This window comes from Pseudomonas sp. P2S-1 (assembly GCF_057197725.1).
This window is the reverse complement of the sequence record NZ_CM170068.1, coordinates 4,977,809-4,998,891: the sequence shown is the minus strand read 5'-3', so window position 1 is coordinate 4,998,891 and position 21,083 is coordinate 4,977,809. Positions and strand designations below refer to the sequence as shown.

Sequence of the window (21,083 nt, the reverse complement as noted above, 5' to 3'; positions counted from 1 at the left end):
GTGGCGCGGGTCAAGCGGTCAGGACGCTGTTGAGCACGCGGACCAGATCGTCTTCTTCCACCGGCTTGACCAGGTAGCTCTTGGCGCCCTGGCGGGTACCCCAGACCTTGTCGGTTTCCTGGTCCTTGGTGGTGACGATGATCACCGGGATGTCCTTGGTGGCCGGGTCCTTGCTCAGTTGGCGGGTGGCCTGGAAGCCGTTCATGCCGGGCATGACGATATCCATCAGGACGGCATCGGGCTTTTCCTGGACAGCCAGGGCCACACCGTCGGCGCCATTGTTCGCCTTGAGCACCTGATGCCCATGCCTTTCGAGCATTTCGGTGAATTTGTAGGTTTCGGTCGGCGAGTCGTCGACGATAAGAATTCGGGCCATGCTGTTCCCCATGAAAGGACAGACGCCAGCGCTGGTGGGCTGGCGTCAGGGTGCGTGTTGTTCTTCCGCCGTGAAGCCCGGCACATGGGCGCGGATGGCTTCCAGCAGTTCTTCCTTGCTGAACGGTTTGGTCAGGAACTGATCACAACCGACGATCCGCCCCCGGGCCTTGTCGAACAGGCCGTCGCGGGACGACAGCATGATCACCGGGGTGTCCTTGAAAGCGCTGTTGTGCTTGACCAGGGCGCAGGTCTGGTAACCGTCCAGGCGCGGCATCAGCACGTCGACGAAGATGATGCCGGGGCGGTGGTCGACGATCTTGGCCAGGGCATCGAAACCGTCGATGGCCGTGATCACCTCGCAGCCCGCTTCGGCGAGCAGCATCTCGGCGGTGCGGCGAATCGTCTTGGAGTCGTCGATCACCATCACTTTCAATGCCGCGTCGGGCTGAACCATATTCGCTCTACCATTGCTGTCGGATAGCGCCATGCCGGCCACCTGCCACGCATTTTTAGCACACTCAGGGGGTGCATTCCATCGAGCCGGGCCGGGGCCCGGCCGCGGTGCGTTTTTCCCTTGACCGGCGGCGTCGCGGGCGCCACCCTGAGCCACTTTTCTTTGGAACCACCGCGGCCCCGCGCCGCCGAGAGGATTTACCCCCATGAGCGTTCGCCTCGGCATTGTCATGGACCCCATCGCGTCCATCTCCTACAAGAAGGACAGCTCGCTGGCCATGCTGCTGGCCGCCCAGGAGCGCGGTTGGGAGCTGTTCTACATGGAACAGAAGGACCTTTACCTGGGTGCCGGCCAGGCCCGTGCGAAAATGCGCGCGCTGAAGGTCTTCGCCAATCCCGAGCACTGGTTCGAGCTGGACGCCGAGCAGGACGCGCCCCTGGCCGACCTCAACGTGATCCTGATGCGCAAGGATCCGCCCTTCGACATGGAGTTCGTCTACAGCACCTACCTGCTGGAACAGGCCGAAGCCGAAGGCGTGCTGGTGGTCAACCGCCCGCAGAGCCTGCGCGATTGCAACGAGAAGCTCTTCGCCACCCGGTTCCCGCAGTGCATGGCGCCGACCCTGGTCAGCCGCCGCGCCGATATCCTGCGTGAATTCGCCGCCACCCACGGCGACGTGATCCTCAAGCCGCTGGACGGCATGGGCGGCGCCTCGGTGTTCCGTCACCGCCAGGGCGACCCGAACCTCTCGGTGATCCTCGAGACCCTGACCCAGCACGGCCAGCAGCAGATCATGGCGCAGGCATTCCTGCCGGCGATCACCGACGGCGACAAGCGCATCCTGATGATCGACGGCGAGCCGGTGCCTTATTGCCTGGCGCGCATCCCGGCCAGCGGCGAAACCCGTGGCAACCTGGCCGCCGGTGGCCGTGGCGAAGCCCGCCCGCTGACCGACCGCGACCGCTGGATCGCCGCCCAGGTCGGCCCGAGCCTGCGGGAAAAGGGCCTGCTGTTCGTCGGCCTCGACGTGATCGGCGACTACCTCACCGAAATCAACGTCACCAGCCCGACCTGCATCCGCGAGATCGACGCGGCCTACAACACCAATATCGGCGGGCAGTTGATGGACGCCATCGATCGCCAGCTCAAGGCACGCTGACCGACGACAAGAGGAAAGCCCGCGCAGTGGGTTATCATGCCAGTCCCTTTGGACCTGCTCACCCGCTTCGCCGGCCTTCCCCGGCTGCTGGACTCTAGATGACGCTTCCCGCCGACCTCCCCGCCGACTTCGCTCCGCCCCGCGTCCGCCCGGCGGATCGCCTCGGCTTTACCCTGTTCGTGGCGGCGCTGCTGCACCTGGCGCTGATCCTCGGGGTGAGCTTCAGCTTCGCCAAGCCGGAGGAGATCCGCCGTTCCATGGACATCACCCTGGCGATGTTCAAGAGCGAGGTGAAACCCAGGCAGGCCGATTTCCTCGCCCAGGACAACCAGCAGGGCAGCGGTACCCTGGACAAGGCCGAAGTGCCGAAGACCACCGAAGTGGCGCCGTTCCAGGACAACAAGGTGAACAAGGTCTCCCCGCCGCCGGTGTCGCGCAAGGAAGAAGTGCCCCCGCCACCCGCCAAGGCGGCAGTCACCACCGTCGCACCCAAGCCGCAGAAGGTGCAGAACGCGCCCAAGGAAGCCAAGCCACAGCCGGCGCCGAAGGCCGAGACCCCGGATTTCGACAGTTCGCAGCTGTCCAGCCAGATCGCCAGCCTTGAAGCCGAACTGGCCAACGAGCAACAGCTGTATGCCAAGCGCCCGCGCATCCACCGCATCAGCGCCGCCTCCACTGCCCGCGACAAGGGCGCCTGGTACAAGGACGAATGGCGCAAGAAGATCGAGCGCATCGGCAACCTCAACTACCCCGACGAAGCCCGGCGCCAGCAGATCTACGGCAGCCTGCGGCTGATGGTGTCGATCAACCGCGACGGCTCGCTGTATGAAGTGCTGGTGCTGGAATCGTCCGGCCAGCCGCTGCTGGACCAGGCCGCGCAGCGCATCGTGCGCCTTGCCGCGCCGTTCGCGCCGCTGACCGGCGACCTGAACGATGTCGACCGCCTGGAAATCGTCCGCACCTGGCGCTTTGCCCGGGGCGACCGCCTGTCCAGCAATTAACGACGCCGCAGCTTGTCAGCCCGGCCCCTCGCCGCCACACTAGCCGCTATGAAAAATTTCAGCCCGAGTTACCTCAAGCATCAGTTCCTGATCGCCATGCCCCACATGGCCGACCCGAACTTTGCCCATACCCTGACCTACATCGTTGAACACAACGAGAGTGGCGCCATGGGCCTGGTGATCAACCGTCCACAGGAGCTGAACCTGGCCGATATCCTCGAGCAGTTGCGCCCCGAGGAAGAACCGTCGCCGCTCAGCGTCAACGTGCCGATCTATATCGGCGGGCCGGTGCAGACCGATCGCGGTTTCGTCCTGCACACGCCGGAGCAGTCCTACCAGGCCACCATCCAGCTCGACGGCCTGGCCCTGACCACCTCCCAGGACGTGCTGTTCGCCATCGCCGAGGGGCGCGGCCCGCAGCAGAGCCTGATCACCCTCGGCTACGCCGGCTGGGAAGCCGGGCAACTGGAAGCGGAACTGGCCGACAACGCCTGGCTGAACTGCCCGTTCGACGCCCAGATCCTCTTCGGCACCGACACCGAGCTGCGCCTGAACGCCGCCGCCGCGCGTCTGGGCATCAACCTGAGCCTGCTGACCAGCCAGGCGGGGCACGCCTGATGGCCGAGCTTCGTCTGCTGCTGGGTTTCGACTACGGCAGCAAGCAGATCGGCGTCGCCGTCGGCCAGGTCATCACCGGCCAGGCCCGCGAACTGTGCACGCTGAAAGCGCAGAACGGCGTGCCGGACTGGAACCAGGTGGAAAAACTCATCAAGGAATGGAAGCCCGATGCCATTGTCGTCGGCCTGCCGCTGAACATGGACGGCACGCCCAGCGAAATGAGCGAGCGCGCCGAAAAGTTCGCCCGCCGCCTGAACGGCCGCTTCAACCTGCCGGTACACACCCACGACGAGCGCCTGACCACTTTCGAGGCCAAGGGCGAGCGCATGGCCCGTGGCGGCCAGCGCGGCAGTTACCGCGACAACCCGGTCGATGCCATCGCCGCCGCCCTGCTCCTGCAAGGCTGGCTGGAGGCCAATACCGCGCAGTCGTAACCCCCGATCATCGGTTACAAGCCGGGCCAGCCTCACTGCCCCGGCCTTTTGAGGAGCAAGCATGAGCCTACCCAATCCCGCCGACCTGATCCGGCAGATGGCCGTCGACCTACGCGCCCACCTGAGCCGGCGCAACATCGCCGAGCCGCGCTATATCGGTATCCGTACCGGTGGCGTCTGGGTGGCCCAGGCCCTGCTCGACGAGCTGGGCAGCCAGGAACCCCTCGGCACCCTCGACGTCTCCTTCTACCGTGACGATTTCAGCCAGAACGGCCTGCACCCGCAGGTGCGCCCGTCGGAGCTGCCGTTCGAGATCGAAGGCCAGCACCTGGTGCTGGTGGACGACGTGCTGATGAGCGGCCGGACCATCCGCGCCGCCCTCAACGAACTCTTCGACTATGGCCGTCCGGCCAGCGTGACCCTGGTCTGCCTGCTCGATCTGGATGCCGGCGAACTGCCGATCCGTCCGAACGTGGTCGGCGCGACCCTGTCCCTGGCCGCCCATGAACGGGTAAAATTGACCGGCCCCGCGCCGCTCGCCCTCGAGCGCCAGGACCTCGCCTCCGCTTCCGCCCTTTAAGAGTCCCCCGCGATGACGCCAATCGACGCCAAGCGCCCGCTGCAGCTCAATGATCAGGGCCAGCTGCGCCACTTCCTCTCGCTCGACGGCCTGCCCCGCGAGCTGCTCACCGAAATCCTCGATACCGCCGACTCCTTCCTCGAAGTCGGCGCCCGGGCGGTGAAAAAAGTCCCGTTGCTGCGCGGCAAGACCGTGTGCAACGTGTTCTTCGAGAACTCCACCCGCACCCGCACCACCTTCGAGCTGGCTGCCCAGCGCCTGTCGGCGGACGTGATCACCCTGAACGTGTCGACCTCCTCGACCAGCAAGGGCGAGACCCTGTTCGACACCCTGCGCAACCTCGAGGCCATGGCCGCCGACATGTTCGTGGTGCGCCACGCCGACTCCGGCGCTGCTCACTTCATCGCCGAGCACGTCTGTCCTGAGGTGGCGATCATCAACGGCGGCGACGGCCGTCACGCCCACCCGACCCAGGGCATGCTCGATATGCTCACCATCCGTCGGCACAAGGGCGGCTTCGAAAACCTCTCGGTGGCCATCGTCGGCGACATCCTGCACTCGCGGGTGGCGCGCTCGAACATGCTCGCCCTGAAAGCCCTGGGTTGCCCGGACATCCGCGTGATCGGCCCGAAAACCCTGCTGCCGATTGGTATCGAGCAGTACGGCGTGAAGGTCTACACCGACCTCGCCGAGGGTCTCAAGGATGTCGACGTGGTGATCATGCTGCGCCTGCAGCGCGAGCGCATGGCCGGTGGCCTGCTGCCGAGCGAAGGCGAGTTCTACCGCCTGTTCGGCCTGACCACCGCGCGCCTGGCCGGAGCCAAGCCGGATGCCATCGTCATGCACCCGGGGCCGATCAACCGTGGCGTGGAAATCGAGTCGGCGGTGGCCGACGGCGCCCACTCGGTGATTCTCAACCAGGTCACCTACGGTATCGCCGTGCGCATGGCGGTACTGTCCATGGCCATGAGCGGGCAGAACGCCCAACGTCAATTCGAGCAGGAGAACGCCCAGTGACCCTCAGCATCCTCGGCGCCCGGGTCATCGACCCCAACAGCGGCCTGGACCAGGTCACCGACCTGCATGTCGAAGGCGGCAAGATCGTCGCCATCGGTGCCGCCCCGGCCGGTTTCAAGGCGGCGCGCAGCATCGACGCCGCCGGCCTGGTCGCTGCACCCGGCCTGGTCGACCTCAGCGTCGCCCTGCGCGAGCCCGGCTACAGCCGCAAGGGCACCATCGCCAGCGAAACCCGCGCCGCCGCTGCCGGTGGCGTCACCAGCCTGTGCTGCCCACCGCGCACCAAGCCCGTGCTGGACACCTCGGCCGTGGCCGAACTGATCCTCGACCGTGCCCGTGCCGCCGGTCATGCCAAGGTGTTCCCGATCGGCGCCCTGAGCAAGGGCCTGGAAGGCGAGCAACTGGCCGAGCTGGTGGCCCTGCGCGATGCGGGCTGCGTGGCCTTCGGCAACGGTCTGGAAAGCTTCCGTAACACTCGCACCCTGTGCCGGGCGCTGGAATACGCGGCGACCTTCGACCTGACCGTGATCTTCCACTCCCAGGACCGCGACCTGGCCGCTGGCGGTCTCGCCCACGAAGGCGCCATGGCCAGCTTCCTCGGCCTGCCGGGCATCCCGGAGACCGCCGAAACCGTGGCCCTGGCCCGTGACTTGCTGCTGGTCGAGCAGACCGGCGTGCGCGCCCACTTCAGCCAACTGACCAGCGCCCGTGGCGCCCAGCTGATCGCCCAGGCCCAGGCCCGTGGCCTGCCGGTGACCGCCGATGTGGCGCTGTACCAACTGATCCTCACCGACGAAGCGCTGGTGGACTTCTCCAGCCTGTACCACGTGCAACCGCCGCTGCGCACCCGCGCCGACCGCGACGGCCTGCGCGAGGCGGTGAAATCCGGGGTGATCCAGGCGATCTCCAGCCATCACCAGCCTCACGAGCGCGATGCCAAGCTGGCGCCGTTCGGCGCGACCGAGCCGGGGATCAGCAGCGTGGAAGTGCTGTTGCCGCTGGCGATGACCCTGGTGGCGGATGGCCTGCTGGACCTGCCGACCCTGCTCAAGCGCCTCTCGGCCGGCCCTGCCGCAGCCCTGCGCCTGCCGGTAGGCGAGCTGAAGACCGGCGCTGCTGCCGACCTGGTGCTGTTCGACCCGCAAGCCTCCACCGTGGCGGGCGAGCAATGGCGCTCGAAGGGCGACAACTGCCCGTTCATCGGCCACTGCCTGCCGGGTGCCGTGCGTTACACCGTGGTGGATGGGCATATCAGCCACGAGAACTGAGTCTCTAAAAGCATCGCTGGCAAGCCAGCTCCCACAGGTTCACTGCAAGGCTCAGGCCTGAGGTGATCCCTGTGGGAGCTGGCTTGCCAGCGATTGGGGCACCGCGGTCTGCGACCAAGGTCGCACCACCCGTCCCCCAAGGTTGAAATCCTTCCCCCCACCCCCATATCAGTCTGCACAGGCATTTTCGCCCCGCTGCGTGGAGACTCTCCCTTGACCACCATCGTTTCAGTTCGTCGCCACGGCAAAGTCGTCATGGGCGGCGACGGCCAGGTTTCCCTCGGCAACACCGTGATGAAAGGCAACGCCAAGAAGGTCCGTCGCCTGTACCACGGCCAGGTCATCGCTGGCTTCGCCGGCGCCACCGCCGACGCCTTCACCCTCTTCGAGCGCTTCGAAGGCCAGCTGGAAAAACACCAGGGCCATCTGATCCGCGCCGCCGTCGAGCTGGCCAAGGAATGGCGTACCGACCGTTCCCTGAGCCGCCTGGAAGCCATGCTCGCGGTCGCCAACAAGGACGCCTCGCTGATCATCACCGGCAACGGTGACGTGGTCGAGCCGGAAGACGGCCTGATCGCCATGGGCTCCGGCGGCGCCTTCGCCCAGGCCGCCGCCCGCGCCCTGCTGAACAAGACCGACCTGTCGGCCCGGGAAATCGCCGAGACCGCCCTGAACATCGCCGGCGACATCTGCGTGTTCACCAACCACAACCTGACCATCGAGGAGCAGGACCTGGCCGAGTGATTCAGCTGATCTGGCGCCCGGATACACCGCCGGGCTTTTCCACGCTGAATGCATTGCCACGGGACCACCACATACCATGTCCATGACCCCCCGCGAGATCGTCCACGAACTCAACCGCCATATCATCGGCCAGGACGACGCCAAGCGCGCCGTCGCCATCGCCCTGCGCAACCGCTGGCGGCGCATGCAGCTCCCCGCCGAGCTGCGCGCCGAGGTGACGCCGAAGAACATCCTGATGATCGGCCCGACCGGCGTCGGCAAGACCGAAATCGCCCGTCGCCTGGCCAAGCTGGCCAACGCGCCGTTCATCAAGGTCGAAGCGACCAAGTTCACCGAAGTCGGTTATGTCGGTCGCGACGTCGAGTCGATCATCCGTGACCTGGCCGACGCCGCGATCAAGATGCTCCGCGAGCAGGAAATGGTCCGCGTGCGCCACCGCGCCGAGGACGCCGCCGAGGACCGCATCCTCGACGCCCTGCTGCCACCGGCCCGCGCCGGCTTCAACGAAGACGCCGCGCCAAGCGCCGACTCCAACACCCGCCAGCTGTTCCGCAAGCGCCTGCGCGAAGGCCAGCTGGACGACAAGGAAATCGAGATCGAAGTGGCCGAGGCCGTGGGTGTCGACATTTCCGCGCCGCCGGGCATGGAAGAGATGACCAACCAGCTGCAAAGCCTGTTCGCCAACATGGGCAAGGGCAAGCGCAAGAGCCGCAAGCTGAAGGTAAAAGAAGCCCTCAAGCTGGTGCGTGACGAAGAAGCCGGGCGCCTGGTCAACGAGGAAGAGCTCAAGGGCAAGGCCCTGGAAGCGGTCGAGCAGCACGGCATCGTGTTCATCGACGAGATCGACAAGGTGGCCAAGCGCGGCAACGTCGGCGGCGCCGATGTGTCCCGCGAAGGCGTGCAGCGCGACCTGCTGCCGCTGATCGAAGGCTGCACCGTCAACACCAAGCTGGGCATGGTCAAGACCGACCATATCCTGTTCATCGCCTCCGGCGCCTTCCACCTGAGCAAGCCGAGCGACCTGGTCCCCGAGCTGCAAGGCCGCCTGCCGATCCGTGTCGAACTCAAGGCCCTGAGCCCGGAAGACTTCGAGCGCATCCTCAGCGAGCCACATGCCTCGCTGACCCTGCAGTACACCGAGCTGCTGAAGACCGAGGGCCTGCACATCGAGTTCGCCCCGGAAGGCATCAAGCGCCTGGCCGAGATCGCCTGGCAGGTCAACGAGAAGACCGAGAACATCGGTGCCCGTCGCCTGCACACCCTGCTCGAGCGCCTGCTCGAAGAAGTGTCGTTCAGTGCCGGCGACCTGGCGGCCGCCCACGACGAAGCGCCGATCCGAATCGACGCCGAGTACGTCAACAGCCACCTCGGTGAACTGGCGCAGAACGAAGACCTGTCGCGCTACATCCTCTAACCCCAGCTGCAAGCTTTAAGCCGCAAGCTGCAAGCGACCTGTGTCGCCTTGCAGCTTGCGTTCTTTCAGGAGAGCAGCAAACGCAAGCTCGACACCGCCCTCTTGCAGCTTGTAGCTTGAAGCTTGAAGCCAAGGAGCCCCGTCGAAATGCCCCGCCTGCCCACCGCGATCAACCTGCACAAAGCCTCGAAGACCCTGAGCCTGACCTACGGCCCGGGCGAGGTGTACCAACTGCCCGCCGAGTTCCTGCGCGTGCACTCCCCCTCCGCCGAGGTCCAGGGCCACGGCAATCCCATCCTGCAATTTGGCAAGATCAACGTCGGCCTCGACAAGATCGAACCCGCCGGCCAGTACGCACTGAAACTGACCTTCGACGACGGCCATGACAGCGGCCTGTTCACCTGGGAATACCTCGAGCAGCTGTGCCTGCGCCAGGATGAGCTGTGGGCTGAATATCTCGCCGATCTCGCCGCCGCCGGCAAATCCCGCGACCCTTCCGAGTCTGTCATCAAGCTGATGCTCTAGTCCGGCACTCTGCTGTTTTAGAGCGCATTTTCTAACCCGATCTGCTTGAATGCCCACGGCAGCGGCCATCATCTGGCCGGCTTGCGCATTGATGGAAAGTCGGGTAACCAATGGGTCTGGCAGGTTCCCTGCATCCTTCAGCACGAAGGCAGGGAACGGGCCGGCAGGTAGAGAACGCGAGCGAAAGCAGGCTGTCTTCACGCGCACACATAAAGTCCGCAACGCTCAGCGCCCCTCTCGGCCGGCCGCAGGATCGCAACTCGTTTATCACTGGTCACCCGAGCAGCAGTACCGGCATTGGTCTGTGCATTACCAGTCGCCGAACCGGTACTCGTCTCAGGACAACGGAGCGTCGTAGATGAGCAACAAGAGTAACGATGACCTGCAGCGCCAAGCCTCGGAAAACACCCTGGGTCTGAACCCGGTCATAGGCTTGCGCCGCAAGGATTTGCTGACTTCTGCCCGCATGGTGCTGCGCCAGGCCATCCGGCAACCGCTGCACAGCGCCAAGCACGTCGCGCACTTCGGCATGGAGCTGAAAGACGTGATCTTCGGAAAATCCAGCCTGCAGCCGGAAAGCGACGACCGTCGTTTCAACGATCCGGCCTGGAGCCAGAACCCCCTGTACCGCCGCTACCTGCAGACCTACCTGGCCTGGCGCAAGGAGCTGCATGACTGGGTCGGCGACAGCAGCATGTCCGACACCGATATCAGCCGCGCCCACTTCGTCATCAACCTGATGACCGAAGCCATGGCCCCGACCAACACCATGGCCAACCCGGCGGCGGTCAAGCGCTTCTTCGAGACCGGCGGCAAGAGCCTGCTCGACGGCCTGTCCAACCTGGCCAAGGACATGGTCAACAACGGCGGCATGCCCAGCCAGGTGAACATGGAAGCCTTCGAGGTCGGCAAGAACCTCGGCACCAGCGAAGGCTCGGTGGTGTACCGCAACGATGTGCTGGAGCTGATCCAGTACGGCCCGATCACCGAGCAGGTCCACGAGCGGCCGCTGCTGGTGGTGCCGCCGCAGATCAACAAGTTCTACGTCTTCGACCTCAGCCCGGAAAAGAGCCTGGCGCGCTTCTGTCTGCGCTCCACCGTGCAGACCTTCATCGTCAGTTGGCGCAACCCGACCAAGGCCCAGCGCGAGTGGGGCCTGTCGACCTATATCGACGCGCTCAAGGAAGCGGTCGACGTGGTCCTGGAAATCACCGGCAGCGACGACCTGAACATGCTCGGCGCCTGCTCCGGCGGCATCACCTGCACCGCGCTGGTCGGCCACTACGCCGCACTGGGCGAGCGCAAGGTGAATGCCCTGACCCTGCTGGTCAGCGTGCTCGACACCACTCTCGATACCCAGGTTGCGCTGTTCGTCGACGAGCAGACCCTCGAGGCGGCCAAGCGCCATTCGTACCAGGCCGGGGTCCTGGAGGGCCGCGACATGGCCAAGGTGTTCGCCTGGATGCGCCCCAACGACCTGATCTGGAACTACTGGGTCAACAACTACCTGCTGGGCAACGAGCCGCCGGTGTTCGACATCCTGTTCTGGAACAACGACACCACGCGCCTGCCCGCCGCCTTCCACGGCGACCTGATCGAGATGTTCAAGAACAACCCGCTGACCCGTCCCGATGCCCTGGAAGTGTGCGGCACGCCGATCGACCTGAAGCAGGTAACCACCGATATCTTCTGCGTCGCCGGCACCGCCGACCACATCACCCCTTGGCAGTCCTGCTACAAGTCGGCGCAACTGTTCGGAGGCAACGTCGAGTTCCTGCTGTCCAACAGTGGACACATCCAGAGCATCCTCAACCCGCCGGGCAACCCCAAGGCGCGCTACATGACCAGCAAGGAGATGCCTGCCGACGCCAACGAGTGGCAGGAGAACTCCAACAAGCACACCGATTCCTGGTGGCTGTACTGGCAGAACTGGCTGAGCGAGCGCTCCGGCGAGCTGAAACCGGCGCCGGGCGTACTCGGCAACAAGGCCTACCCGGCAGGCGAGGCGTCGCCGGGCACTTACGTCCACGAGCGTTGAAAGCGCCGCGCCGCCGGCCTGAAACCGGCGGCGCCTTATTAGCCAACAGGGTCCGCGCATGCCGCAACCGTACGTTTTCCGAACCGTCGACCTGGATGGCCAGACCATCCGTACCGCGGTTCGTCCCGGCAAGCCGCACTTGACGCCGCTGCTGATCTTCAACGGCATCGGCGCCAACCTTGAGCTGGTCTTCCCCTTTATCCAGGCCCTCGACCCGGACCTCGAAGTCATTGCCTTCGACGTACCCGGGGTCGGTGGTTCCTCGACGCCCAAGCATCCTTATCGCTTCCCCGGCCTGGCCAAGCTGGCCGCGCGCATGCTCGACTACCTCGACTATGGCCAGGTCAATGCCATCGGCGTGTCCTGGGGCGGCGCCCTGGCCCAGCAGTTCGCCCACGACTACCCGGAGCGCTGCAAGAAACTGGTGCTGGCCGCCACCGCCGCCGGTGCGGTGATGGTGCCGGGCAAGCCCAAGGTGCTGTGGATGATGGCCAGCCCGCGACGCTACGTGCAGCCGTCCCACGTGATCCGCATCGCCCCGCTGATCTACGGCGGCGCCTTCCGCCGCGACCCGGACCTGGCCCTGTCCCATGCTTCCAAGGTGCGCTCCGGGGGCAAGCTCGGCTACTACTGGCAACTGTTCGCCGGCCTCGGCTGGACCAGCGCCCACTGGCTGCACAAGATCCAGCAACCGACCCTGGTGCTGGCCGGCGACGACGATCCGCTGATCCCCTTGATCAATATGCGCTTTCTCGCTTGGCGAATTCCCAATGCCCAGCTACACATAATCGACGATGGACATTTGTTTCTGATTACCCGTGCCGAGGCCGTGGCGCCGATCATCATGAAGTTCCTGCAGCAGGAACGGCAACGCGCGGTCATGCATCCCCGGCCCGCCCCGAGCGCCTGAACCGCCCCTCATCGCCCGCACTTTCGACAGGAGCGTCGAAGCATGCGGGCGCGCTGGACGAGGTGGGGTCGCTCATGAATCCAGGTTCAGTTTGTCGATGGCTCGACGACGGAGTGTTGCCCGATGAAAGACAAACCCACGAAGGCCGTGGCGCCCACCCCCGCCACCTATATCAACGTGCAGAGCGCGATCACCGGCGTGCGCGGCCGCGACCTGATCTCGACCCTGCGCAGCGTCGGCCGTCACGGGCTGCGGCATCCGTTCTATACCGCCCGGCACATGCTCGAACTGGGCGGGCAACTCGGCCGTGTGCTGCTCGGCGATACGCTGCATCAACCCGGCTCGCGGGACAACCGCTTCAGTGATCCGGCCTGGAGCCACAATCCCTTCTACCGGCGTGGCCTGCAGGCGTACCTGGCCTGGCAGAAACAGACGCGTCGATGGATCGAGGAAAGCAGCCTGAGCGAGGACGATCGCACCCGCGCGCATTTTCTCTTCACATTGCTCAATGACGCCGTGTCGCCGAGCAATACCCTGCTCAACCCGCTGGCGGTCAAGGAAGTCTTCAACTCCGGCGGCCTGAGCCTGGTGCGCGGCCTCGGCCACCTGCTCGACGACCTGCGCCACAACAACGGCATGCCGCGCCAGGTCGAGAAGGACGCCTTCGAGGTCGGCCGCAACCTGGCCACCACCCCCGGCGCGGTGGTGTTTCGCAACGAGCTGCTGGAGCTGATCCAGTACAAGTCGATGAGCGAAAAGCAGTACGCCCGGCCGCTGCTGATCGTGCCGCCGCAGATCAACAAGTTCTATGTGTTCGATCTCAACCCGACCAACAGCTACGTGCAATACATGCTCAAGCACAACCTCCAGGTGTTCATGATCAGTTGGCGCAATCCGGACCCGCGCCACCGCGAATGGGGCCTGTCGAGCTATGTGGCGGCGCTGGAAGAAGCGATGAACGTCTGCCGCTCGATCACCGGCAGCCGCGACGTCAACCTGATGGGCGCCTGCGCCGGGGGCCTGACCATGGCCGCCTTGCAGGGCCATCTGCAGGCCAAGCGGCAACTGCGCCGGGTGCACAGCGCCACCTACCTGGTCAGCCTGCTGGACACCCAGCTGGAAAGTGCCGCCAGCCTGTTCGCCGACGAGGAGACCCTCGAATCCGCCAAGCGCCGCTCCTATCAGCATGGGGTGCTGGATGGCGCCGAGATGGGGCGGATCTTTGCCTGGATGCGCCCGAACGACCTGGTGTGGAACTACTTCGTCAACAACTACCTGCTCGGCAAGACGCCGCCGCCGTTCGACATCCTCTACTGGAACAACGACACCACGCGGCTGCCGGCCGCCTTGCACGGCGACCTGCTGGACTTCTTCAAGTACAACCCGCTGGCCCACCCGGCCGGGCTGGAGGTCTGCGGCACGCCGATCGACCTGGGCAAGATCACCGTCGACAGCTTCCACGTGGGCGGGCACAACGACCACATCACCCCGTGGGACGCGGTGTACCGCTCGGCCCTGCTGCTGGGGGGCGAGCGGCGTTTCGTGCTGTCCAACAGCGGCCATGTGCAGAGCATCATCAACCCGCCGGGCAACCCCAAGGCCCACTATGTGCTCAACCCCAAGCTCAGCGGTGATCCGCGGGCCTGGTACTACGACGCCGAGAAGACCGAGGGCAGCTGGTGGCCGCTATGGCTGGACTGGATGCAGGCGCGTTCCGGCGCCCTGCGTGAAACCGGCACCACCCTGGGCAGCGCCAGCTACCCGACCATGGAGCCCGCACCTGGCAACTACGTGCTGGTGCGCTGATCAGAGGACTGGATGAAAACCCGCGACCGTATCCTCGAATGTGCCCTGCTGCTGTTCAACGCGCAGGGCGAGCCGAATGTCTCGACGCTGGAGATTGCCAACGAACTGGGGATCAGCCCGGGCAACCTGTACTACCACTTCCACGGCAAGGAGCCGCTGGTGCTGGGGTTGTTCGAGCGCTTCGAGGAGGAACTGACGCCGCTGCTCGATCCGCCGCTGGAGGTCAGGCTGGATGCCGAGGATTACTGGCTGTTCCTGCACCTGATCGTCGAGCGCATGGCGCAGTACCGGTTTCTGTTCCAGGACCTGTCGAACCTGACCGGGCGTTTGCCGAAGCTGGCGCGGGGGATGAGGAACCTGCTGAATGCGCTGAAGCGCACCCTGGCGACCTTGCTGGCCAATCTCAAGGCGCAGGGGCAGGTGGTCAGTGATACCCGGGCGCTGGGGCAACTGGTGGAGCAGATTACCCTGACCTTGTTGTTCTCCCTGGATTACCAGCGGGTGCTGGCCAGGGAGGCCGAGGTGGGGGTAGTGGTGTACCAGATCATGATGCTGGTGGCGCCGCACCTGGAGCTGCCGTCGCGGCATGCGGCGGAGCAGTTGGCCTTGAGGTATCTGGAAGGCTGATGGCCTCATCGCTGGCAAGCCAGCTCCCACAGGGTCACCACTGCCCTTGAGAGCGGCACTGTACCTGTGGGAGCTGGCTTGCCAGCGATGAGGGCCTAAAGGACAAAACAAAACGCCCGGCACTGAGCCGGGCGTTTTGTTTGCAGCAGCCGCCTGTGATCAGGTCTGGCTGGTCGGCGTTGCCGGTGCCGATGGCGCCGGGGCGCTGCTGGCGGCCGGTGCAGCACTGGCCGCTGGCGCTGCGCTGACCGCCGGAGCGGCTGGCTTGGCAGCGGCAGGTTTCGGCGCTGCTGGCTTCTTCACTGCCGGCTTCTTCGCCGCAGCAGGCTTGGCTGCCGGCTTGGCGGCTGCAGGTTTCGCAGCTGGCTTGGCCGCCGGTTTGGCCGCAGCGGTTTTCGCCGCCGCAGGCTTGGCCGCTGGTTTGGCAGCAGCTGGTTTCGCCGCCGCAGTCTTGGCTGCCGGTTTCGCCGCTGCAGTTTTCGCCGCAGGCTTGGCCGCCGCCTTCGGTGCCGCCTTGGCCAGCGGCTTGGCAGCAGCCGGCTTGGCCGCAGCACGGGAAGAAACCGGGGTAACCGACTGCCCGGTGAGCTTCTCGATCTGCTTGGTCAGCTTGTCGACCTGGCTGTGCAATGCCTTGACCTCATTGCGGCTCGGTACACCGAGACGCGAGATGGCACTGTTCAGGCGCTTGTCGAACGCTTCCTCCAGCTCACTCCATTTGCCCAGCGCACGGTCCTTCACATCGCCGACGCGGGAGGTCGCCGATTTGGCGGTCTCCTTGGCAGTGTCGACGCTGCTCTTGGCCTGCTTCTCGGCTTTCTCGCCATCCTTGACCAGATCGTCGAAGAGCTTGGTGCCGTCCTTGTCGATCTTGGAGTAGATACCCAGGCCCGCCAGCCAGATCTTGCGGGAGTACTTCTCGATCCCGCCGACCCAGGAGCTGCCTTCTTTCTCAGTAGTCTTCTTGCCAGCCATCCCGCTCTCCTTATTGTTTGCCCGCGACACGTTCGAGCAATGCCGTCAGCTCATCGAGCTTGGCGGAAAGTGTCTCCACGTCATGTTTAGACGGAATGCCGATACGATTCAAGGCGCTGGCGACCCGCGCGTCGAAAGCCTTTTCGATTTTATCGAGCTGAACTTCGACCTTGCCCTTCACGCTGCGCAGTTCCTGCTTGGCGGAATCGAGCTCGCTGTTGGCCGCATCGAGCTCGCGATCGATGGTTTTCTTGCCGCGTTTTTCCACGGCTTCACCGGCCTTGATCAGGTCTTTCACATAATCGGCGCTCTCCTGGCCGACACGGGCGTAGGCACCCAGGCCAGCCAGCCAGATCTTGCGCGCATAGCCGCGCACTTCGCCCAGGCTGCTCTGGACTTCGTCTTTTTTCTTCAGGATCACTTTGGCCATGTTCTGCACCTCGCACTCATTAAGGGAATGGAAGAACTACCCACGGATCGGGGATTGCAGGCCAAGTTACGGAGAAAAATTAGAATCGACACCCTAATGGAGCCACAAGCTTCAAGCTTTAAGCTGCAAGAGGACCGAGGTGATCACACGATCTGCGCAACACCACAGGTTACTTGCAGCTTGTGGCTTGAAGCTTGAAGCGGGTCAAGCCAGCGCCTTGTCCAGCGCCCGTTCGATCTCGGCCTTGATGGTACCGCCCATCATCGACAGCATCATGCCCAGTTTCAGTTCGACGCGGATGGTGTCGTCGCCGATCTCGACGCTGCCATTGGCGCCGCTGCGCTTGACCTCGACCCGGTCGCCCTTCCATTCGGCCTTCAGGTCGTACTCGCGGGAGAGCTTGTCGACCAGGGCCTGGGCCTTCTGACGGGCGGCCTCGCGGCCGAGGCTGTGTTTACGTTCAACGCTGATCTGGGTCATTCATGAAGTCCTGGCTGCAAGGGCATACTCGCGCATTATGCCCCCGCCTCCAGCCGCGACAACCCCGCCAAGACAAATGCAGTCGCACGCCCTAGAATGGCGAGTAATTTTTCCCGGTGAAGCGATATGAACGAGCAGCGCAAAGGCGATAACGCCGAACCCACCACTCATTTCGGTTACCAGAGCGTTCCTGAAAGCCAGAAAGCCGACAAGGTCGCCGAGGTCTTTCATTCGGTAGCCGCCAAGTACGACCTGATGAACGACGTGCTGTCCGTGGGCATGCACCGCCTGTGGAAACGCTTCGCCATCGAGCTGTCCGGTGTGCGCAGCGGCAACCGGGTGCTGGACATTGCCGGCGGTACCGGCGACCTGACCCGCAAGTTCTCCCACCTGGTCGGCCCTACCGGCCAGGTCGTGCTGGCCGATATCAACGCCTCGATGCTCAAGGTCGGCCGTGACCGCCTGCTCGACCTGGGCGTGGCCGGCAACGTCGAGTTCGTCCAGGCCGATGCGGAAAAACTGCCGTTCCCGGACAACCATTTCGACTGCGTGACCATCGCCTTCGGCCTGCGCAACGTGACCCACAAGGACGAAGCCCTGCGCTCCATGCTGCGCGTGCTCAAGCCCGGTGGCCGCCTGCTGGTGCTGGAGTTCTCCAAACCCACCAGCACGCTGATGTCCAAGGTCTACGACGCCTACTCGTTCGCCTTCATGCCGCTGGCCGGCAAGCTGATCACCAACGACTCGGAAAGCTATCGCTACTTGGCCGAATCGATCCGCATGCACCCCGACCAGGAAACCCTCAAGGCCATGATGGTCGACGCCGGCTTCGACCGCGTCACCTACCACAACATGACCAACGGCATCGTTGCCCTGCACCGCGGTATCAAGCCCTGATGCTCATCGCCGGCCTTCTCGCCAGCGTCGAACACGGCCTCAACCGTGTCCTGCGCCTGGACAGCACCGCGCTGCCGCGCCTGGCCCCGCTCGATGGCAAGGTGATTGCCATCGACTGCCGCCAGCCGGCCCTGCAACTGTTCGTCCTGCCCAGCGACGAAGGCCTGCTCCTGGCCAGCCAGTGGGCCAGCCCCGCCGACTGTACCCTGCGTGCCCCGGCCAGCAGCCTGGTGCAACTGGCCCTGAGCCAGGACAAGACCGCCGTGCTGCACAGCCCGCAGGTCGAGCTGGACGGTGACAGCACCGTGCTGCTCGACCTGTTCGGCGTGCTCCAGGACCTGGAGCTGGACTGGGAGTACGAAGTCTCCCGCTGGCTCGGCCCGGTGGCCACCCAACTGCTCGGCAGCCACCTGCGCAGCCGCGCCCGCTGGACCCGCGACAGCCTGTCCAGCCTGGGCCGTACCGCCTCCGAATACCTGGCCGAAGAGTCGCGCACCCTGGTGGGCCTGCGCGAAGCCGAAGCCCGCTTCGAAGAGCTCGACAGCCTCAAGCTCGACATTGAACGCCTCGAGGCGCGCCTCGAGCGCCTTGCCCGATCCCTTGAATCCAGCGATAACGCATGAAGCTGCTCGCCGTCCGCCGTCTGTTGCGCATCCAGCGCGTCGTAATCCGCTACCGTCTCGATGACCTGCTGTTCGACCTGCCCCTGCCCTGGTGGCTGGCCTCCCTGCGGCTGCTGATGCCGTGGCGCTGGCTGCCGCGCAAGAAGCTCGACCTCAGCCGTGGTGCACGCCTGCGCCTGGCCCTGCAGGACCTCGGGCCGATCTTCATCAAGTTCGGCCAGTTGCTCTCCACCCGCCGCGACCTGCTGCCGGCGGATATCGCCGACGAGCTGATGCTGCTGCAGGACCGCGTCCCGCCCTTTGACCCGCAAAAGGCCGTGGCGCTGATCGAAGAGCAACTGGGTGCCAAGGTCGGCGAAGTGTTCGCCCGCTTCGACGTCGAGCCATTGGCCTCGGCCTCGGTGGCCCAGGTCCACGCCGCCCGCCTGAAAAGCGGCGAGGAAGTGGTGGTCAAGGTGGTGCGTCCCGGCCTCAAGCCGGTGATCGCCCAGGACCTGGCCTGGCTGTTCCTGATTGCCCGCGGCGCCGAGCGGGTCTCGGCCGATGCCCGCCTGCTGCACCCGGTGGACGTGGTCAGCGACTACGAGAAGACCATCTACGACGAGCTCGACCTGCTTCGCGAGGCGGCCAACGCCAGCCAGTTGCGGCGCAACTTCGAAGGCTCGGACATGATGTACGTGCCCCAGGTCTACTGGGACTGGTGCCGGCCGAAGGTGCTGGTGATGGAGCGCATCTACGGCATCCAGGTCACCGACCTGGAGACCCTCGCCGACCAGCGCACCGACATGAAGATGCTCGCCGAGCGCGGCGTGGAGATCTTCTTCACCCAGGTGTTCCGCGACAGCTTCTTCCACGCCGACATGCACCCCGGCAACATCTTCGTCAGCACCGTGAAGCCGTGGAGCCCGCAGTACATTGCCATCGACTGCGGCATCGTCGGCAGCCTGACCCCGGAAGACCAGGACTACCTGGCGCGCAACCTGTTCGCCTTCTTCAAGCGCGACTACCGCCGCGTGGCGCAGCTGCACATCGATTCCGGCTGGGTCCCGGCGCAGACCAAGCTCAACGAGTTCGAAGCGGCGATCCGCACCGTGTGCGAGCCGATCTTCGAAAAACCGCTGAAGGACATCTCCTTCGGCCAGGTATTGATGCGCCTGTTCCAGACTGCGCGGCGCTTCAACATGGAAGTGCAGCCGCAACTGGTGCTGCTGCAGAAGACCCTGCTGAACATCGAAGGCCTGGGCCGCCAGTTGTATCCGGACCTGGACCTGTGGAGCACCGCCCAGCCGTTCCTCGAACGCTGGATGCGCGACCGGGTCAGCCCGAAAACCCTGCTGCAGAACCTGCACAGCCAGGTCGAGCAGGTGCCGCACCTGGCCAACATGACCCGCGACCTGCTCGAGCGCATGTCGCAGCCGCACCTCAACGACCCGCCGGCCCCGTGGAAGCAGCAGGACCACTGGGCCCTGCGCCTGCTCGGTGCTGCCCTGCTGGGCGGTGGCGCGGTGCTCGCCACCGGCGCGGAAAACTTCGTAGCCACCAGCGTCTGGCCGGCCTGGCTGATGCTGGCGGCGGGGCTCTACCTGGTGGTTCGCCGATAGCCACGACGGCCAGCGGCTGGCACACTAGCCGCCGGCATCGGCGCGGGGCCGTGGCCTGATTTGGGAGTCGAACATGAAAGACTGGCTGGACGAGATCAAGTGGGACAGCAACGGCCTGGTACCGGCCATCGCCCAGGACCACAAGACCGGGCGCGTATTGATGATGGCCTGGATGAACCGCGAATCCCTGGCCCTGACCGCCGCCGAGCAGCGCGCCATCTACTGGTCGCGCTCCCGTGGCAAACTGTGGCGCAAGGGCGAGGAGTCCGGCCATGTGCAGAAACTGCATGAGCTGCGCCTGGACTGCGACGCCGACGTGATCATCCTGATGGTCGAGCAACTGGGTCATATCGCCTGCCACACCGGCCGCGAAAGCTGCTTCTACCGCGTCTTCGAAGACGGCCAGTGGAAAATCGTCGACCCGGTCCTGAAGGACCCGGACGCCATCTACAACGCAGGACACTGAACATGAGCGACACCCTGAGCCGCCTGGCCGAAGTACTGGAAGCCCGCAAGGGCGCGGCCCCCGACAGTTCCTACGTCGCCAGCCTGTACCACAAGGGCCTGAACAAGATCCTTGAGAAGGTCGGCGAAGAATCGGTGGAAACCATCATCGCCGCCAAGGACGCCGCCGTCAGCGGCGACTGCAGCGATGTCATCTATGAAACCGCCGACCTGTGGTTCCATAGCCTGGTCATGCTCAGTGCATTGGGCCAACACCCGCAGGCCGTGCTGGCCGAGCTGGAACGCCGCTTCGGCCTGTCCGGCCATGACGAAAAAGCCGCTCGCCAGCCATCGGCCTAACTGACACTACATTCGAGGAAAGCACCATGGGTATTTTTGACTGGAAACACTGGATCGTCCTGCTGGTCGTGGTCGTGCTGGTCTTCGGCACCAAGAAGCTGAAGAACTTCGGCAGCGACCTGGGCGAGTCCATCAAGGGCTTCCGCAAGGCCATGAACGAAGAAGAGAAGCCGGCGGACCCGAACGTCCAGGCCGCGCAACCTTCCCAGCCGGTACCACCGCAGGGCGCCCCGCTGAACCAGCCGCAAACCTTCGACGGCCAGGCGCAGAAGGTCCAGGACCCTGCAAGGAAAGAGTGAT

25 protein-coding genes are annotated in these 21,083 nt (G+C 65.0%); 20 read left to right on the top strand and 5 right to left on the bottom strand.

Going from position 1 to position 21,083, the window contains the following annotated elements; genetic code table 11:
• Positions 1-10: 10 nt before the first annotated feature.
• Positions 11-376 carry a twitching motility response regulator PilH gene (gene pilH, locus AC2CQI_RS22470; protein ID WP_075804987.1) on the bottom strand — a complete coding sequence of 122 codons (366 nt, stop codon included), beginning with the start codon at positions 374-376 and terminating at the stop codon, positions 11-13.
• Positions 377-421: 45 nt separating this feature from the next.
• Complete coding sequence (pilG, locus tag AC2CQI_RS22465) at positions 422-832, bottom strand: twitching motility response regulator PilG (RefSeq protein ID WP_075804857.1); 411 nt, start codon at positions 830-832, stop codon at positions 422-424.
• 205 nt (positions 833-1,037) lie between these two features.
• Here pilG and gshB point away from each other — a divergent pair, with 205 nt between their 5' ends.
• From gshB to AC2CQI_RS22395, 14 genes are all read left to right on the top strand, one after another.
• A complete protein-coding gene (gshB, locus tag AC2CQI_RS22460; RefSeq protein ID WP_075804858.1) occupies positions 1,038-1,991 on the top strand; it encodes a glutathione synthase in 954 nt (317 codons plus the stop codon).
• Positions 1,992-2,089: 98 nt separating this feature from the next.
• Complete coding sequence (locus AC2CQI_RS22455) at positions 2,090-2,992, top strand: energy transducer TonB (protein ID WP_075804859.1); 903 nt, start codon at positions 2,090-2,092, stop codon at positions 2,990-2,992.
• 48 nt (positions 2,993-3,040) lie between these two features.
• Positions 3,041-3,610: a YqgE/AlgH family protein gene (locus tag AC2CQI_RS22450; RefSeq protein WP_075804860.1), complete on the top strand. Its 570-nt coding sequence runs from the start codon at positions 3,041-3,043 to the stop codon at positions 3,608-3,610.
• On the top strand, positions 3,610-4,044 hold the full coding sequence (gene ruvX, locus AC2CQI_RS22445) for a Holliday junction resolvase RuvX (RefSeq protein WP_075804861.1): 435 nt from the start codon (positions 3,610-3,612) through the stop codon (positions 4,042-4,044). Before AC2CQI_RS22450 ends, ruvX begins: the two co-directional genes overlap by 1 nt.
• A 61-nt stretch (positions 4,045-4,105) precedes the next feature.
• Positions 4,106-4,624, top strand: coding sequence for a bifunctional pyr operon transcriptional regulator/uracil phosphoribosyltransferase PyrR (pyrR, locus tag AC2CQI_RS22440; RefSeq protein ID WP_075804862.1), 519 nt, complete (start codon positions 4,106-4,108; stop codon positions 4,622-4,624).
• A 12-nt stretch (positions 4,625-4,636) separates the two neighbouring features.
• Entirely contained in the window at positions 4,637-5,641 is a 1,005-nt protein-coding gene (locus tag AC2CQI_RS22435; RefSeq protein WP_075804863.1) for an aspartate carbamoyltransferase catalytic subunit, read from the top strand.
• A complete protein-coding gene (locus tag AC2CQI_RS22430) occupies positions 5,638-6,909 on the top strand; it encodes a dihydroorotase (RefSeq protein ID WP_484577917.1) in 1,272 nt (423 codons plus the stop codon). The genes AC2CQI_RS22435 and AC2CQI_RS22430 overlap by 4 nt, the downstream gene beginning before the upstream one ends.
• 213 nt (positions 6,910-7,122) lie before the next feature.
• Entirely contained in the window at positions 7,123-7,653 is a 531-nt protein-coding gene (hslV, locus tag AC2CQI_RS22425) for an ATP-dependent protease subunit HslV (protein ID WP_075804865.1), read from the top strand.
• A gap of 76 nt (positions 7,654-7,729) precedes the next feature.
• Positions 7,730-9,067: an ATP-dependent protease ATPase subunit HslU gene (gene hslU, locus AC2CQI_RS22420; RefSeq protein WP_075804866.1), complete on the top strand. Its 1,338-nt coding sequence runs from the start codon at positions 7,730-7,732 to the stop codon at positions 9,065-9,067.
• Positions 9,068-9,214: 147 nt separating this feature from the next.
• Entirely contained in the window at positions 9,215-9,592 is a 378-nt protein-coding gene (locus AC2CQI_RS22415) for a gamma-butyrobetaine hydroxylase family protein (protein ID WP_075804867.1), read from the top strand.
• A gap of 358 nt (positions 9,593-9,950) precedes the next feature.
• A complete protein-coding gene (gene phaC, locus AC2CQI_RS22410; RefSeq protein ID WP_484577916.1) occupies positions 9,951-11,630 on the top strand; it encodes a class II poly(R)-hydroxyalkanoic acid synthase in 1,680 nt (559 codons plus the stop codon).
• Positions 11,631-11,688: 58 nt separating this feature from the next.
• Positions 11,689-12,540: a poly(3-hydroxyalkanoate) depolymerase gene (phaZ, locus tag AC2CQI_RS22405; protein WP_075804869.1), complete on the top strand. Its 852-nt coding sequence runs from the start codon at positions 11,689-11,691 to the stop codon at positions 12,538-12,540.
• Positions 12,541-12,663: 123 nt separating this feature from the next.
• Positions 12,664-14,346, top strand: coding sequence for a class II poly(R)-hydroxyalkanoic acid synthase (gene phaC / locus AC2CQI_RS22400; protein ID WP_484577915.1), 1,683 nt, complete (start codon positions 12,664-12,666; stop codon positions 14,344-14,346).
• A gap of 12 nt (positions 14,347-14,358) precedes the next feature.
• The gene (locus tag AC2CQI_RS22395; protein WP_075804871.1) at positions 14,359-14,973 is read left to right on the top strand and encodes a TetR/AcrR family transcriptional regulator; all 615 of its coding nucleotides are present in this window, start codon (positions 14,359-14,361) and stop codon (positions 14,971-14,973) included.
• 159 nt (positions 14,974-15,132) lie between these two features.
• Here the strand turns inward: AC2CQI_RS22395 and AC2CQI_RS22390 are convergent, their stop codons facing one another.
• From AC2CQI_RS22390 to AC2CQI_RS22380, 3 genes are all read right to left on the bottom strand, one after another.
• The gene (locus AC2CQI_RS22390; protein WP_075804872.1) at positions 15,133-15,948 is read right to left on the bottom strand and encodes a phasin family protein; all 816 of its coding nucleotides are present in this window, start codon (positions 15,946-15,948) and stop codon (positions 15,133-15,135) included.
• 10 nt (positions 15,949-15,958) lie between these two features.
• Positions 15,959-16,378, bottom strand: a complete 420-nt coding sequence (locus tag AC2CQI_RS22385; protein WP_075804988.1) for a phasin family protein — start codon at positions 16,376-16,378, stop codon at positions 15,959-15,961.
• 204 nt (positions 16,379-16,582) lie between these two features.
• Positions 16,583-16,858, bottom strand: a complete 276-nt coding sequence (locus tag AC2CQI_RS22380) for a polyhydroxyalkanoic acid system family protein (RefSeq protein ID WP_075804873.1) — start codon at positions 16,856-16,858, stop codon at positions 16,583-16,585.
• Positions 16,859-16,984: 126 nt separating this feature from the next.
• Here AC2CQI_RS22380 and ubiE point away from each other — a divergent pair, with 126 nt between their 5' ends.
• The 6 genes from ubiE (at position 16,985) to AC2CQI_RS22350 (ending at position 21,082) form a co-directional block, all read left to right on the top strand.
• Positions 16,985-17,755 carry a bifunctional demethylmenaquinone methyltransferase/2-methoxy-6-polyprenyl-1,4-benzoquinol methylase UbiE gene (gene ubiE / locus AC2CQI_RS22375; RefSeq protein ID WP_075804874.1) on the top strand — a complete coding sequence of 257 codons (771 nt, stop codon included), beginning with the start codon at positions 16,985-16,987 and terminating at the stop codon, positions 17,753-17,755.
• Complete coding sequence (locus tag AC2CQI_RS22370; protein WP_075804875.1) at positions 17,755-18,378, top strand: ubiquinone biosynthesis accessory factor UbiJ; 624 nt, start codon at positions 17,755-17,757, stop codon at positions 18,376-18,378. Before ubiE ends, AC2CQI_RS22370 begins: the two co-directional genes overlap by 1 nt.
• Positions 18,375-19,979, top strand: coding sequence for a ubiquinone biosynthesis regulatory protein kinase UbiB (gene ubiB, locus AC2CQI_RS22365; protein WP_484577914.1), 1,605 nt, complete (start codon positions 18,375-18,377; stop codon positions 19,977-19,979). The genes AC2CQI_RS22370 and ubiB overlap by 4 nt, the downstream gene beginning before the upstream one ends.
• A 73-nt stretch (positions 19,980-20,052) precedes the next feature.
• Positions 20,053-20,445: a phosphoribosyl-AMP cyclohydrolase gene (gene hisI, locus AC2CQI_RS22360; protein WP_009397765.1), complete on the top strand. Its 393-nt coding sequence runs from the start codon at positions 20,053-20,055 to the stop codon at positions 20,443-20,445.
• A 2-nt stretch (positions 20,446-20,447) separates the two neighbouring features.
• Positions 20,448-20,783: a phosphoribosyl-ATP diphosphatase gene (locus AC2CQI_RS22355; protein ID WP_009397764.1), complete on the top strand. Its 336-nt coding sequence runs from the start codon at positions 20,448-20,450 to the stop codon at positions 20,781-20,783.
• A 26-nt stretch (positions 20,784-20,809) separates the two neighbouring features.
• On the top strand, positions 20,810-21,082 hold the full coding sequence (locus AC2CQI_RS22350) for a twin-arginine translocase TatA/TatE family subunit (RefSeq protein WP_484577913.1): 273 nt from the start codon (positions 20,810-20,812) through the stop codon (positions 21,080-21,082).
• Position 21,083 lies beyond the last annotated feature (1 nt).